Origin of the sequence: Mycobacterium sp. GA-2829 (genome assembly GCF_001499965.1) — a bacterium.
Classification (GTDB): domain Bacteria; phylum Actinomycetota; class Actinomycetes; order Mycobacteriales; family Mycobacteriaceae; genus Mycobacterium.
On sequence record NZ_LQIT01000025.1, the window covers coordinates 29,891 to 43,907 of the forward strand.

The 14,017-nt window shown below is 64.9% G+C and carries 15 protein-coding genes; 6 read left to right on the forward strand and 9 right to left on the reverse strand.

Going from position 1 to position 14,017, the window contains the following annotated elements; translation table 11 throughout:
• Positions 1-27: 27 nt before the first annotated feature.
• Positions 28-1,224, reverse strand: a complete 1,197-nt coding sequence (locus AU194_RS16465; RefSeq protein ID WP_011856882.1) for a cytochrome P450 — start codon at positions 1,222-1,224, stop codon at positions 28-30.
• A 73-nt stretch (positions 1,225-1,297) separates the two neighbouring features.
• Here AU194_RS16465 and AU194_RS16470 point away from each other — a divergent pair, with 73 nt between their 5' ends.
• Together AU194_RS16470 and AU194_RS16475 are read left to right on the forward strand one after the other, a co-directional pair.
• Positions 1,298-1,894, forward strand: coding sequence for a TetR/AcrR family transcriptional regulator (locus tag AU194_RS16470; protein ID WP_011856881.1), 597 nt, complete (start codon positions 1,298-1,300; stop codon positions 1,892-1,894).
• Positions 1,891-2,940, forward strand: a complete 1,050-nt coding sequence (locus tag AU194_RS16475; protein WP_011856880.1) for an LLM class flavin-dependent oxidoreductase — start codon at positions 1,891-1,893, stop codon at positions 2,938-2,940. Before AU194_RS16470 ends, AU194_RS16475 begins: the two co-directional genes overlap by 4 nt.
• Positions 2,941-2,988: 48 nt before the next feature.
• Here AU194_RS16475 and AU194_RS16480 read toward each other — a convergent pair whose 3' ends face one another.
• The 3 genes from AU194_RS16480 to AU194_RS16490 all read right to left on the reverse strand — a co-directional run bounded on the left by AU194_RS16480 (position 2,989) and on the right by AU194_RS16490 (position 4,712).
• Complete coding sequence (locus tag AU194_RS16480) at positions 2,989-3,453, reverse strand: DUF6188 family protein (protein ID WP_024449209.1); 465 nt, start codon at positions 3,451-3,453, stop codon at positions 2,989-2,991.
• Between the two features lie 78 nt (positions 3,454-3,531).
• Entirely contained in the window at positions 3,532-4,203 is a 672-nt protein-coding gene (locus AU194_RS16485) for a TetR family transcriptional regulator (RefSeq protein WP_011856878.1), read from the reverse strand.
• A complete protein-coding gene (locus AU194_RS16490; RefSeq protein ID WP_011856877.1) occupies positions 4,200-4,712 on the reverse strand; it encodes a PaaI family thioesterase in 513 nt (170 codons plus the stop codon). Before AU194_RS16490 ends, AU194_RS16485 begins: the two co-directional genes overlap by 4 nt.
• A gap of 102 nt (positions 4,713-4,814) precedes the next feature.
• On the opposite strand from AU194_RS16490, the gene AU194_RS31230 reads away from it, so the two are divergent.
• A complete protein-coding gene (locus AU194_RS31230; protein ID WP_011856876.1) occupies positions 4,815-5,507 on the forward strand; it encodes a TetR/AcrR family transcriptional regulator in 693 nt (230 codons plus the stop codon).
• A 349-nt stretch (positions 5,508-5,856) separates the two neighbouring features.
• Here AU194_RS31230 and AU194_RS16500 read toward each other — a convergent pair whose 3' ends face one another.
• From AU194_RS16500 to AU194_RS16510, 3 genes are all read right to left on the reverse strand, one after another.
• On the reverse strand, positions 5,857-7,191 hold the full coding sequence (locus AU194_RS16500; RefSeq protein ID WP_059090327.1) for a hypothetical protein: 1,335 nt from the start codon (positions 7,189-7,191) through the stop codon (positions 5,857-5,859).
• A gap of 128 nt (positions 7,192-7,319) precedes the next feature.
• Positions 7,320-7,652: a helix-turn-helix transcriptional regulator gene (locus tag AU194_RS16505; protein ID WP_024449211.1), complete on the reverse strand. Its 333-nt coding sequence runs from the start codon at positions 7,650-7,652 to the stop codon at positions 7,320-7,322.
• Positions 7,642-8,769: a tyrosine-type recombinase/integrase gene (locus AU194_RS16510; RefSeq protein WP_046363131.1), complete on the reverse strand. Its 1,128-nt coding sequence runs from the start codon at positions 8,767-8,769 to the stop codon at positions 7,642-7,644. The genes AU194_RS16505 and AU194_RS16510 overlap by 11 nt, the downstream gene beginning before the upstream one ends.
• 398 nt (positions 8,770-9,167) lie before the next feature.
• Between AU194_RS16510 and AU194_RS16515 the strand changes: the two genes are divergently transcribed.
• From AU194_RS16515 to ripC, 3 genes are all read left to right on the forward strand, one after another.
• A complete protein-coding gene (locus tag AU194_RS16515) occupies positions 9,168-9,638 on the forward strand; it encodes a hypothetical protein (RefSeq protein ID WP_059090347.1) in 471 nt (156 codons plus the stop codon).
• Positions 9,639-9,962: 324 nt separating this feature from the next.
• Positions 9,963-10,448, forward strand: coding sequence for a hypothetical protein (locus AU194_RS31235; RefSeq protein WP_231743417.1), 486 nt, complete (start codon positions 9,963-9,965; stop codon positions 10,446-10,448).
• A 669-nt stretch (positions 10,449-11,117) separates the two neighbouring features.
• Positions 11,118-12,209 (forward strand): peptidoglycan hydrolase RipC, encoded by a 1,092-nt coding sequence (gene ripC, locus AU194_RS16520; protein ID WP_134057451.1) that lies wholly within the window; start codon positions 11,118-11,120, stop codon positions 12,207-12,209.
• 20 nt (positions 12,210-12,229) lie between these two features.
• Here ripC and AU194_RS16525 read toward each other — a convergent pair whose 3' ends face one another.
• Complete coding sequence (locus AU194_RS16525; RefSeq protein ID WP_059090328.1) at positions 12,230-13,027, reverse strand: alpha/beta fold hydrolase; 798 nt, start codon at positions 13,025-13,027, stop codon at positions 12,230-12,232.
• Positions 13,028-13,083: 56 nt separating this feature from the next.
• The gene (locus tag AU194_RS16530) at positions 13,084-13,929 is read right to left on the reverse strand and encodes a F510_1955 family glycosylhydrolase (protein WP_059090329.1); all 846 of its coding nucleotides are present in this window, start codon (positions 13,927-13,929) and stop codon (positions 13,084-13,086) included.
• Positions 13,930-14,017: the final 88 nt, after the last annotated feature.

A 14,017-nucleotide genomic window follows, 5' to 3' on the forward strand; every position in this document is an offset into this window, starting at 1 on the left:
CGACGCGTCGTCGAGGAGGGGCACGGGCTAGACCGGTGTGGTCCAAGTGATGGGCAGCGATGTGTAGCCGCGGATCGGTCCGGACCGCAGCCGCCGCGCCGATTCAAGATCGACCTCCCAGTCGGGCACCTTGTCCAACAGAGCATCCAGAGCGATGCGGGCCTCCATCCGCGCCAGTGCCGCGCCCAGACAGAAGTGGATGCCGCGACCGAAGGCGACCTGGTGCTCACTGGTGCGCTCGATGTCGAACACGTCAGGATCGGGGAAGGCGCGCTCGTCGCGGTTGGCCGACCCGAACAGCAGCAGCACCTTCTCACCTTGACGCATGGTCGTGTCGTGCAGTGTGACGTCGCGGGTCAGGGTTCGTGAAAGTCCCTGTGCCGGTGAGTCGTAGCGCAGCAACTCCTCAACTGCCGGCCCCAATAGTGTTCGATCGGCGGCCAGGCGTCGGCGGGTCTGCCGATGCTGGGCCAGCACGACCGCGGAGTTCCCCAGCAGATTGGTGGTGGTCTCGTAGCCCGCGACGAGCAGCAGCGCGCAGAAGCCGAGGACTTCCTCGTCGGTCAGTCTGATCCCGTCGACTGTGGCGTTCGCCAACGCCGACATCATGTCCTCGCGGGGGGTTTGGCGGCGGTCGGCGAGGAAGTCGGTGAAGTAGGCGTAGATCGAGGTGGCGGCGGTCAGTGCGTCGGTGGTTTGTCCGTGGTTGACGTCGACCTGGACCAGTTGGCTCGACCACAATCGGAACTGATCACGATCGGTGGCGGGAATGCCCAGTAGATCGGCGATCACCGCGGCGGGCAGGATCGCGGCGAAGTCGGTCACGAAGTCCGCCGAACCAGAGCCCTCGTCGAGGCGCTCGAACAACTCCGCGGCCATCTGTGTGATGGCGCCCTGCAGCCCGGCCACCCGCCGGGGAGTGAACGCCCGGCTCACCAGGGCACGCAACTGGTCGTGGCGCGGAGGGTCCATCACGATCATCATCGGCAGGAACGAGCCGATGAAGTCCGATCCCGGTGGGGTGGGGAAGATGCCGTCCACCGAGGAGTACGTGCCGTGATCCAGTGCTGCGGCCTGGACGTCGGCGTGCCGGCTCAACACCCAGGTATGGGATTCCTCGGCGCGGTACACCGGAGCCGTGTCACGCAACGACCGATACGTCGGATAGGGGTCGTTGAGAATCGAGGCGTCGAACGGGTCGTAACGAATTTGCACCGAGACCACCAAGACCTCCGACCACCAAAGTAACGACGGTTTAGACTCGCAGTCTAAACCGGCCGAACGGGACAGGGGGGCAATGCGCAAGATTCCACGTCAGATCTCTGACCGGCTTCCCGCCGCGGCGGACTTGTTCGCCGAGAAGGGGCTCAACGACTCCAAGATCGAAGACGTCGCCGCGGTGACCGGTGTGCCGAAAGCGACGCTGTACTACTACTTCGCCGGTAAAGAGGACATCCTTGCTTTCCTGCTCGAAGACCTCCTCAAGGACATCTTCGATGCTGTGACCGCGATCGTGCACACCGGCGGCACCGGTGCCGAACGCCTCGAACTCGTGATCCGCGCACAACTGCGGGCAATGGCGCAGCGGCCAGCGGTATGCCGTGCACTCATCGGCGAATTGGGACGAGCGGCCCGCATGCCGGCTATCGCCGAGATGATCAATACCGCCTACCAACAACCCGTCGAAACCCTGCTCATCGAAGGGGCCCGCGACGGATCCCTCGTCGCTCAGCCCGATGCGCGATCGACGTCGATTGCGCTGTTCGGCGCGGTCACCATCAATGCACTCATGTACCTGGTCACCGATAACCACCTCGACGAGACGGTGGTCGCCAGCACCCTCAGCGCCGTCATGTTCGACGGGCTGCGCCCGCGCACAGGAGACCAGTCATGAGCACCTACGGCCTGTCGGTTCTCGGCGCGGATCTGAAGTCACTGGCCCAGACCGCCCAGGCCGCTGATGCGGCCGGGTTCGACGCCGTATGGGCCTCGGAGTTCTATTCTCGGTCCGGATCGATCTCCATGGCCGCGATGGCCAACAGCACCCAGAACTGTCGGATCGGTTCCTCCATTCTCTACGGCGTCGGCCGAAGCCCCCTGGTGCTGGCCACCGAGGCGCGCGACCTCGACGAACTCTCCAACGGACGACTGGTACTCGGCATCGGCAACGGCACCAAACGGATGATGGGCGACTGGCACGGCGTGCCCGACACCTCCGCACCCGCCCTGCGGATGGAAGAACTCGTGATGCTGCTGCGCCGGATATGGAACCTGCATGAAGGCCCGATCCATCACGAGGGCCGTTTCTACAGAATGAATCTCACCCCGACCGGCGACGTGGGACCCTCCAGCAGGCCGATCCCGATCGTCACTGCCGGTGTCCGGCCCCGGATGTGCGAGGCGGCCGGGCGGGTGGCCGACGGCCTAGCCGGACATCCGCTGTTCACAACCACCTACGTCGAAGAGGTCGTCCGGCCCGCTATCGCCAGGGGCGCCGCGCACACCGGCCGCGACCCCAATGACGTGGAAATCATTTCCATGGTGATGTGCGCCATCCACGACGACGCCGAGGTCGCCAGGCGCGAACTGGCGCAGCAGATTGCGTTCTACTCCTCGGTCAAATCCTACGAGACGGTACTCGATGTGAACGGCTTCGCCAGCGAAGGCCGAGCCATCCGGCAAGCATTCGCCCAGCGCGATTTCCCGGCGATGTTCGCCGCTGTGTCCGAGGAGATGATCGACGCCATGGGTGTCGCCGGGACGGCGCACGAGGTCCGTGAACAATTGAGACGGTACAACGGCGTCCTCGACCACATCATGCTGTATTCACCATCGGTCGGCATCACTGCCGAACGCGTGCAACAAAACCTCGACAGCATCATCCGGGAATGCTCGCCCGCCTCGATGTCGCCAGGGCGGTCCTGTCCACGTTCAACCTGATCCACGTATTGCCGCCCAAGTCGACCCGTCGCAGTGTCCGCGGCCGGATTAGTGGGTCTGCCGCGCCGACCCCGCCGATGATTGCCTGACGCTGTTGACGATGTTGGCGTCGTCGGTGTCGGGGAGGTCATGGCGGACCACGCGTACCCGTCCTTGAGGTAGACAGGCCATGTAGCCGTGGCGCATGCCATAGAGCTCCCACGCTGTCTGTTCAGCGTCGGGATCGACATCGATGCGATGTCCGCGCGAGAAGCTCAGGTGTAGCCCTCCATCGTCGCTGGACCAGGCCTGGGTGCACAGTGCGCCGGCGAGGTTCAGCAGCGGGCGTTCGTGGGTCGCGATCCTGAGGGGGTCAATACGCACCGCCTCGATGGGGTAGGTGCCGACGGCAGGAAGCGTCAATAGTAGGGGGCAGGAGATGACGATTTCGTTGTAATCATCGAAATCCAGAACCAGGCCGCCGTGCAGCGAGAGGCGTTGTACGACAAGGTTTTCGATCCATTGGGTGTACATGGCAGTCTCTTTTCGACGCATCGTTGAGCCGTATCCCCAAAGAGTACGCCAAGTATCGCTGCGATACCAGCAGTATCGTTACCGGTAGACGGCTGGCCTAGCAGCGCTGGTCACGACGCGCCTGGTGGCTCGGTCAATGCGGTCGCGGGTGTCGGCGGCTGTCGCGCGGTGGCCGCTGAAGGCCACGAGGTTGGCCAGCCAGATGTCGGAGATGATCCCAGCCACGTGCAGATCGGTAGGAGTGGGCTCGCCGCCCCTGAGCGTGCGGGCCAGCAGGATCTGGATCTCATCGGCCGCGCGGTCGAGTTCCGCGGCGGCGCGGGTATCTGCGACTGCGAAGGCCCGTGTCATGGCCGTCGTCAGCCATGGGTCGCGCTGCCAGCGGTCATGCAGATGTGCGGTGAGCCGTTCGAGCCGTTCCAGCGGTGTGCCCTCACCACTCGCCCAGTCCCCGGCCGAGTCGAGTCGACGGAACTCGCGCGTCAGCGCTGCCACCAGCAAGTGGGTTTTCGCCGGGAAATAGCGGTAAAGCGTGCCGACGGCGATGCCGACCCGCTCGGCAACTGTCCGCATCTGAACCGCCTCGTAACCACCCGCCGCGGCCACGACCAAAGCTGCATCAAGAATGGTCTCCCGGCGCCGTGCGGACGCGCGTGAACGCGACGCGTTAGCGGCTCGCTTCTCTGCAGCGACCGAGTTCGCTTCCGAAGGCGGGGTTTTCCCGTGGCTGCGCGCCTGAGGGACAGTCATGACGGCTCCGGGTCGAGGCCGCCGCGGCGCGAGAACTGCTCCAGAAGATCGCCGAAAGCGCTGACATCGCCGTGTGCGGCGAAGTGCTCAGGGCTGACGACAATGAACACTGCACTGGCGGTGAAGCGGGCGATCCCACCCTCACCCGTGCCTGTCGCCGTGACATGCAGCGCCCGCCCTTCACGAGAGACGATGTGGGCAGTAATCCGGTGGGTCTGATGCAGCGGCACCGGCCGCAAATATTCGACCGTCAGGGTGCGGGTCACCGCCGGGGTTCCGGCGATCCACAACGTGAAGCCCAGGACGTCATCACATGCCGCGGCCACTGCCCCGCCATGGGCCAGGCCCGGGGCCCCGATATGGCGCTCATCGAACGTCACATCGGTGTACACCGCGTCGCCGCTACGATGCACCACCAACCGCAGTCCGTGGGGGTTGTCCGGGCCGCAACCCATGCATGTCGTGGTGTGCGAGGGCAGCCGCTCGGGCGGCAACAGGCTTTCGGGCACCGTCACCCTCCAATACGATCGGTTTCGCTGCGCTACCGTTAGTACCACACTGCTAGACTGCCGTGACAGCATCGCGTGAAGATCGACCGCCGAGGTGAACGAGTGAGCGACAGTCAGGCAGTGCCCGTCCCTGACGACGACGTGGACCCTCGGCTCATCCGGTCACGCACCCGGCTGCTGGATGCTGCGGCAACGCTACTGAGCACCGGTGGGGTGGAAGCGGTCACTATCGATGCCGTCACCAAAGCATCCAAAGTGGCCCGAACCACGCTGTACCGCCACTTCCACAGTTCGTCGCATTTACTGGCAGCCACGTTCGAACGCCTACTTCCACAAGTGACCACTCCGGCACCGACCAGCGGACCCCTCCGTGAGCAGCTGATCGAATTGCTCAGCCGCCAAGCCGCCCTTTTCAACGACGCACCGCTGCATGTCACGACACTCGCGTGGCTCTCATTGGGGCCCACCGGCTCCAATGCCCAAGCGGAAGACCGCCACACATCCGGGGCGCTACGGACCCGAGTTGTCGATCAATATCGTCAACCATTTGACGCCGTACTCACCAGCCCAAAAGCTCAAGCCGAACTCAACGACTTCGACCAGGAACTGGCGCTTTGCCAACTCGTCGGACCACTCGCCTTCGCCCGAATGACCGGGCTTCGCACTATCACTCACAATGACTGCGCGAACATCGTCGATGACTTTCTCGCCGCCCACCGCAACACCGACAGCGACGCCATAAAATCGAACATCGCCACCAAGAAGACGGGCCGCCCGGCGCGCTCAGCTCGCTAGGCACAACGAAATCACAATGTCGAGCCGGCTGGTCTTCGGGCCCTTTTCGCCTCTCGCAAATCGCGTCGGTGATGGCATCGAAGGACCATTCGTCGCCATCATCGGCGAGGCCGTACGCTGGTTTCCGTTCCACAGCGAGGTGCGGAGACTCGCAGCAGGGTAGTGAGCTACCCGAAGTGCAGGTCACCCGCGGTTCGGCGTCTCAGACGCTTGAGGGCGCGCAACTGCTTGAACCCGTTTCTCGATTGCTTGACTTGTGGCGAGGAGGATTGACAAAGAACAACTTTGACGAGAGCAGGCGAATCGTGGCCTCGGCGGCATGGAGTGGTTACGACATCGCTGTTGCGAGTTAGCTCCGCCTTCGATGCGGCATTGATCTGCCGCGTTCGGTGACGTAATCGGTCCAGTCGCGGGCGGCGAGTTTGGCCCAGGCGGCTGCGTTCTTGGTGGTGATCGCGAGCAGTTCGGCCAGCACGGGTGCGGGCATGTCGCTGGCGAGCTGGAAGAGGGCGGCTTTGCGATGTTCGTAGGGTTTCACCCCGACCGCGACGAGCTGGGTGCGGATGTTCTCGGTGGACAGGTGGGTGCCGGGAAGTCGGCCGGGGAACAGCCAGCCCGTATGGGATGGGGTGTAGCGGCTTTCGCATTGCTGCTCCAGATGCTCGCGGATGAGGTCGTCGAGTAGGGGAGTCATTTGGATGGGGATGGCGGCGAAGACGACATGCACGGCGTGATCGTCGGAGATCGAGATTTGGCTTGATCGCAGGGCGACGATGCGCGAAAGAGGTTGGGCGAACAACAATGTGAGCAGTCCCGCGATGCGGGTTTTGCGGCGGATTGTGTCGTCGTGCAGCAGCCGCCCGACGGCGGCCCACCGCTGGGAATCCGAGACGGTTACCGAGGGAGGTGACCGTGGCGGATCGGTGACCCTCAGTGTGGTGTTGATGCGGGATTGGCGTAGCCAGACGAGGAAGGCGTACTCGGCAGTGAGCGGCCTCCGGTGGAGCGCCTGGTAGCGCTCCAGCATCTCCTGTGTCGCTGTCGCCGGAGTGGCGTCGTGGGTGTGCAGAAACGCCATGAACTGAATCGCCACGCGGACGCGACGACGGCAGGCATCGGTCATCGATCTCGTCAGCCGGTTCTCGTGGGAGGCCTTGCGCATCTGGCGCAGTACATGCCAATGCGCGAATCGGCGAACGATGGCGGCGTCTTCGGCCGGAAGCTCGGCTACAACGTCCTCGATCCAGGGCAGCATCCGTTCGACGCGGATGTCGATCGGGCCCAGAACGCCGACCGCGACCAGGAGGCTGCGCAAGTAATCGTGGGCTCGGTCCGAGGGAAGATCGCTGAAGGTGTCGTGGCTGATTTCACGCGTTCCGCAGGCCATGTCGCGAAGGAGCTGCGGGCCGGTACCGGGCTTCTTTCGCAGCCACCAGAGCACCGTCTGTGGGCGGTCGGCGTTGATCAGTTCGTCGAACACGGGCCGTAGTCGGTGATGAATCGAGCCGCTGATCGGGTCGGTGAGCAGCTCGGTGAGGCGCTCGCGTAGGAAGCAGCGGGCGCATCGGTAGAACCCGTAGGGGTGTTCTTCGCGGCCGCATTCGCTGCAGGTGAAGATCGATGCGACACCGGCGCAGGAGGCGCACACGATGGCATCGTCGAGCTGCCACGCCAGTGGCCGCACGGTCTCACACCGCGGGCATTTCTCGGGGTGATAGTGCCGTCTGCGACGGCATGCGACACAGATGCGACGCCCGTGCGTCAGTGGGGTTAGCCGGATGGTGCTTGCACACTCCCAGCAGGCCCGCTGAGTCACTGGTTGTCGTGGGGGCGGCGGATGGTGGCGCGGATGGGTCGCAGGTCGCCGATGCCGGGTCCGCTGTCGTTGACCGCGGGCGCCTCACGGACTTGTTCGGCGACGAGCTCGAGCAGGTCGTTGGGCGTGCACGACAAGATGTCGCAGAGGGCGGCGAGCAGGTCGAGATTGATGCGCTGCGGGGGCTTGGTCGCGATCCGGTGCACCATCTGTCGGGAGATCTCCACGCCACGCTCGTGCAGCGGTGCGACAAGGTCGGTGGTGGCGAACATTCCGTTCTGGGCCATCAGCTGACGCAGGTTCCACCGCAGCACGGTCCTAGTGCTCATCTCCGCCTTCACCTGTCGTCGTGGATGATCCGTAGACGCGGCGCAGCGCCGCCTGCAGTGTTTTGGTCTTGAAGTCGTCGGACACCGAGGTATAGATCGCGGTGGTCGAGGCATACGAGTGCCCCACCTGTTCGGTGACGAACCGCTCCGGATAACCGAACTCGATCAGATGGGTGACATAGGAGTGCCGCAGGCAGTGCAAGGTGAGCTCGGCAGGCAGTCCCGCTTGCACCCGTGCGACGGCGAATCGCCTATCCATGGTCTTGGTCGCCACGCGCCGTCGACGCTCGGTCAGCCAGAGCTCTTGACGGTTCCCGGGGCTGAGGAGTGGGCGGCCGTGGTCGACCCATTGGCGCAGTCCGTCGATCACCCAGTCGAACTCCGGAACGGCGAGCACGGTGCGACGCCTGGGAGAGCTGCCGCGACGTGATTTGGCGTAGCGAACGTGGACGGCGCCGAACGTGCCCCAGGCCGGCATCCGCGAGTTCGGACGCAGGTCGGCGAGATCGAGATAGCACAGCTCGCGGCGGCGTAAACCGAAGGCGTAGGCCGTCTTGATCATCTGTGCGTCGCGCAGCGCCGCGAACGCGCCTTTGTTCCTGGACCGAGCGAGAACATCGACGCGATCATCGAGGAAATCGAACAATGTTTCCAGTTCGTCGTAGGTGAACGGGCGACGCGCGGGCTTGCCCTCGTAGTCGACCAGATGCGCGGCGGTGTTGTAGTCGTGACAGACCTGCGATGGGATCCGTCCGAACCTGTTCTCGCATTGCGCGATCCAACCGTAGCGGCTATCGAGTAGGTAGTCGCAGAACATCCGCAACGACATGTGATAGCCGCGAATGGTCGACGGTGCTTTGCGTTCCGGGCCCGACATCAAAGCGGCCGTGAAGTCTTCGACATCGCCGGCAGTCCAGTCCCACGGAGGCGCCCCGGCGAACTCTGCGAACCGCCGCACCAACGCCAGCCGCGGCTCGATCGTGGCCTCAGCAGCGAGTAGCCGAGACGCCTGTTGACGACCCCACCCAGACAGCATCGCTTCGAAGACTGCGCTGGCCTCGTCCAGGTGAACCACGCCCGAGGCAAGAACCAAGTGCGCCGACCCCGGAACGCTCACAAGAGAACCTCCATCTATCGTCAACTTAGAGTTGTCAATGACAACCGCAAGTTACCACACCTGCGAGCGAAATCCGTCTACCAGGAGGAACACGAAAGTGGTTCAATGAAGCGCATCCGGCGCTGGTCCCATGCGCCAGATATACGCGTCAACTTCAGGTTGATTCGCGACCTTCGGGCCCTGAGTGCAAGAGGTGTGTGGTCTGTGGTGGGGCGACGGAAGGGGGTCATGGGGCAGGGAGCTGGGTGGGCGGTGCGCGGTGGTGAGGGACGCTGGCTGTGGGCGTGGTGAGGTGAGTGGCGGTAGACAGATGCGGTGAAGGCGAAAAAAATTGGTGAGAGGCGAATGTGGCTGCGGTGGTGGCCCGCTCGCCGGTGAACCTTCTACTGTCGGCGACCATGACAGCAGCAACGTCCAAGGTGGAAGCCCGGCGCCGGGCACGCGAAGTGACCCGACGCGCCAACGAGGAACGCGCCGCGCGGGATAAGGCGAACATCGATGACGCCGCGGACTTTCTCGTCGCGGTCGGCAAGGTCGCCGAAGTCGAAAGTTGGAAGAGGGAGCGCCTGGCCCAGCTGCGCGCGCAGGTCGACGCAGAAGCGGCCAAGCGGGTGGCTGGCCATCGGGCCAAGGCCGGCGCGGCGGTCGCACGTATGCAGGGCCGTGGTGAGACGCTGACGACCATCGCCGCACGGACCGACGTCGGAATCGGGATCGTCCGCACCATGGCACGGCATGCTCCGAAATCCGAGAAGCGGACTGCCGGGAATGGTTCGCATGCACTAGGTCTGGAGGCATTGTCCGGCCCGACCGCTCAGGGGGTTGACCCCCACGCTGACCAGCCTCCGGCGGATGCAGCCTCGGCGTGACGCACTGCGCAACGGTGCAACGAGGCCGGTGGTGCACCACGATGTGCACGGCCGGGGTGCGTGGGTCGGCGGGTGCGTGGGCCATCATGGAGGTGCGCCGTTACGCCGGTCGGCCCGCTGACGCACACGCCGGTCGCGCCCCTGGTGCTGCGAACCGGCCTGTGCGTCCGACTACACCAGGTCTGCCCAGCGCGGTGGGGAGCGCTCGACGTGGCAGGGGCTGCGCAGCGGTAAAGGGGCACCCGGGAGCAGGGTTACGGCACCGGTGGAGCGGGCCGCGGTGGCCGTGCTGAATGTCAGTGCCGGCGGATAGGTTCAACGGCCATGAGAAGCGCGGGACAGCTTGTTGTTGATCAGCGTGTGCACGCTGCCGAGATCACGCGCTTTCACAGCCATGTCGTCTGCGGCCCAACGGCTTCGGATTGCAACATCTGGACCGGCGCGATCGGCGCCGATGGCTACGGTCAGCTCTACCTGACCCGCGAGCGTTCAGGATTGTGCGTTCGCCCGCACCGCTACGCGTTGGCGATCGTGTCCGGTGTAGTGGCCGCTGGGGTGCTCGGGCTTCACGAATGCGACAACCGTGTGCGTCAAGATCTCGGCGGCAACAAAACCCCATCAGCACGTCGGTCCGGCCCGCAGGGTGACAACATTGAGCGGATGGCGCGGATGCGTCGCGGCGGCGGCCGATATGCGTTGCGACGCCTCGACGGTCGCGGTATTCGACGGGAACGGTCGGCGACGCTGCGGGAGGCGGTGCGCCATGGTGGGGACGCGGCGCTGCTCGGTGATCAGGCCACGCTGTGGTGACATACGTCAGGGCCCCCCTGGAGCCGGTGCGCGTGGGAGCGGGTGCGGCGAGCTGGATGGTCTGGCGCGCGGTGTCGCAGTGCCGAGCTGGAAGGGTGTGCGGCGGTGGTGTCGCGCGCGGGCGCTTAGCCGCGCTGCACGAGTACCGCGTCGCGTGACGTCGCACCGTGTTGGCGTCGAACAACACGAGCAGAGCAGAAACTCGGGCGGTGCGGGCCCGGCAGATGCGGTGCCGCCCGATCGTTTCGCCGTGCCGTGGCCGTTGAGATCGACGCGCGGCGTGTTGCTCAAGCGCGCAAGCTTGAAGAACTGACCGACGCGGGGGGCAGAAAGCCTGAGGTAAGCAAGAGTGGCCTTGCCGCGCTGCACGGTGCCGGCGAGGAGGTCGGGGTGCGATCGCATTGTTCTGCGCGCTGGTAGCACCTGCCGCCGTGTCCTCCTCATCGCCCTGGATCGGATGTGCCACGCCGTGCTATTCGGGGATGCTGGGCGGTTCGCTTCGAGTGGCGAGGACACAGGTCACCGGATTTCAGGGCCCTTTCCGGCCTCAGTGGATGGACCGGTTGTTTCGCAAGGCCCGGCTGGACAGTGGCTGCCTGGCCTCGTAACCTAATCGTGACCTACGTATCTAGTACGTACTTGCCCACTTCGCCGAAGGTTTTCGCTGTTGTGACTTCATCTGTGCTTGCGGTCCTGCCGCGCGCGTTGGGCAGGCGGCTCGTCTGCATTTTGGTTGCTTTCGGCGTTGTTGCTGCGCTTTTGGCAACCGATGTGCGCGCTGATCCGGCGGCTGATGCGCTTGCCGAACTGACTGAATTGTCGCGTCTGGCTGAGCAGACCACCGAGCAGATTCACACGGCGCAGATCGACCTTGACGAGAAGCTCGCAGCGCAGCAGGTTGCGGAGAAGGGGGCGGTTTCGGATCGCATGGCCGCGGATGCAGCGGCGGCCGATCTGGTGAGGTATCAGGCTGCAGTCGATAGGTTGGCCGCGGCTGCCTACATGGGTGGGCGCACGGATACCTTGGCGGCGGCGTTGACGGCGACGTCTCCTCAGGATTTGATCGATCAGCTGGCAGTCCAGAAGGCGGTTGCGTCGGAGCTGACTGTGCAGATGGCTGCGTTCCGGTCGGCCAGTGCGCGCGCCGCCGCAGCTGCAGACCAGTCGGCGAAGTCGGCAGCGCAAGCACGGATCGCGTCCGACGAGGCCGCCGCGGTGCGAACGGACCTTGATGCCAAACACCGTCGAATGCAGGAGCAGATTCGTGCCGTGCAGGCCCGCTACGAGGCTCTGACACCTGACCAGCGGGCCATCTTGGCCGATCCCGGGCCGCCGCCCCCACCGCTGCCGCCGTCCCCGTCGGCGAACGATTCAAGCATTGTGGCCATGCCGGGCCCGGCCGGCGGCGGATCCTTTGGCAGCGGAACTGCGGTCGTGCAAGCTGCCCTGACACGGGTGGGATCACCGTATTCGTGGGGCGCCACCGGCCCGGATGCGTTCGATTGCTCAGGGCTGATCAAGTGGGCGTTCCTGCAGAACGGGAAGTCGTTGCCCCGGTCCAGTCAAGCGCTCGCGCAGGGCGGGCAGCCGGTGGCTGTTTCCGATATGCAACCCGGTGACATCGTGACCTTCTACGGCGACGTTTCCCATGCGGGGATTTACATCGGTGACGGGATGATGGTTCACGCGTCCACGTTCGGAACGCCGGTGAAGGTTGCGCCGATCTCGTCGGCACCAATTCACAACGTCCGGCGGTACTAGGCCGCCGCCGCGGCGCTGCGTCAATCGGAGAAGAAGTGGCTGGTGATTTCGGTCCACTCGCGGATCTCGTCGATGGTGTGAGCGACGTGCAGCGTCGAGTCGGGGATCAGCTCAGCGAGGCGCTCGGCGGTGGAGATGGGATGCAAGGGGTCGGTGTCCCAGGCCAGCACCAACGTGGGCTGGCGGATGGAGGTCAGCCGATTGGGGTCGGGTAGATCGGAGGAGCCGACTCCGCGCAGCGCGGCGGAGACCACATCGTCGTCGACGCCGGGTTGAAACTTGCCTTGCGGGTAGTTGGCGAAGATCGGCAGTGGGGGAGCGTCGGCCCATTGTTGTCGCCACGCGGTTGGTCCAATGGAGTCGATGAGGTCAGCGGTGTCGAAGTACCACTGGCGCAGTTGATCGGGCCCTGTTTCCCAGGCGACGGGAGGGATCACAAGTGCCAGCCGCCTGAATCGGCGAGGAGCGTTGAGGGCGGCGTGCAGTGCTGCAGCGGCTCCGAGCGAGGATCCGGCGAAATCGATGGGTTCATCGAGGCCGGCCGCGTCCAGGACGCGCAGCAGATCGTTGGCTGCTTGCTCGAAGCGATAGTCCTCGGGTTCTGGGCGGCCCCGTGATGCGCCGTGTCCGCGTTGGTCGTAGGTGATTAGACGGCGGCGGTCGGCGATAGCGTCGACGTCGAAGATGCCCAGGCCGCGCACGATCTGCCGGCTCATGAGCACGCCGTGCCCATAGCCGACTGGCACCGTGTTGGGTGGGCCGCTGAGCTGGTAGGCGATGGTGGCGCCATCGGTGATGAGAAGGTGGTCATCCGGCAATGCGGCTCCTCAGATGCGTTGGTGCGGTATTCCGTGGGGTTTCGGGTGCCAGCCGTCTATTCGACAGCGGTGAGGACGTTCACCGTGGCACCGTTGTCGGTTGAGGTGTAGATGGCGGTATCAGTGGCGATGTAGACCTGACCGTTGCCCGCGGCGAGCAGGGCCTGGGGTTTGTTGTTGAGCGAGTGGCCCGGCTGCCAGGTCTGCCCGTCGTCGGCGCTGGTGTACAGCCGTCCTTCGAGGTCGGCGCCGAGCAGGGGACCGCGGTCGGGCCAGCTGATGAACAGCAGTGCCGGCGCACCGGTGACTGCGCTGAACGTCCTCGCCCCGTCGGTGCTTCGGAGCAGCCCTTGGCGTGCTGTCGCGAGGATCTCATCCGGGGCATCCGGTGATATTGCGAGGTCGACGGCGGGGACTTCTGCGCGCTGCTGCCAGGACCGCTGATCAAAACTAACCATCACGGTGCCGGATTGACTGTCGTGACCGTAGACCCGTCCGTGGCGGTACTCGAGTGCGTGGAAGTCGGCGCTACCGTGCAATGACAGAGGTTCCCAGGACTGGCCGGCGTCGCTGCTTTTGATCAGGCCGAGGTGCGGGGGCTGTTGGCGATCGGCGGGGTCCGGGTGGCCGCTGGCCAGGAATTCGTCGGGGCCGGCGACGGTGAAGCCCATGAAGTCCTGCGAGAGTTCACCGACTCGTTGGGGCGCCTGATCTTGCTCAACGGTGTAGAGGCCGTAATGAGTTGCGACGTAGAGCTTGTCGTCAGATGGGTTGATGCCGAGGCCGTGGATGTGCACCATGCCCGGCACGACGGCGGGTGGCGGGCTTTCGGGGGCGTTCGACGAACAGGCCGTGACCAGAGCCCCGGTCAGGGCGATGGCGAAAAGGTTGCGGATCAGCACACGGACACCTTCCGGTCACGAGATCTACGTAGTTCAATAGTAGGTGGGCGGTGCGTGGCTACCGCGTGAGGTGGCTGCGCCTCGGGTG

Coding starts and splice junctions, on each gene's coding strand:
- AU194_RS16470 (WP_011856881.1), top strand. CDS start 1,298: ATGCGCAAGATTCCACGTCAGATCTCTGACCGGCTTCCCGCCGCGGCG.
- AU194_RS16475 (WP_011856880.1), top strand. CDS start 1,891: ATGAGCACCTACGGCCTGTCGGTTCTCGGCGCGGATCTGAAGTCACTG.
- AU194_RS16480 (WP_024449209.1), bottom strand. CDS start 3,453: ATGTACACCCAATGGATCGAAAACCTTGTCGTACAACGCCTCTCGCTG.
- AU194_RS16485 (WP_011856878.1), bottom strand. CDS start 4,203: ATGACTGTCCCTCAGGCGCGCAGCCACGGGAAAACCCCGCCTTCGGAA.
- AU194_RS16505 (WP_024449211.1), bottom strand. CDS start 7,652: ATGAGCACTAGGACCGTGCTGCGGTGGAACCTGCGTCAGCTGATGGCC.
- AU194_RS16515 (WP_059090347.1), top strand. CDS start 9,168: ATGACAGCAGCAACGTCCAAGGTGGAAGCCCGGCGCCGGGCACGCGAA.
- AU194_RS31235 (WP_231743417.1), top strand. CDS start 9,963: ATGAGAAGCGCGGGACAGCTTGTTGTTGATCAGCGTGTGCACGCTGCC.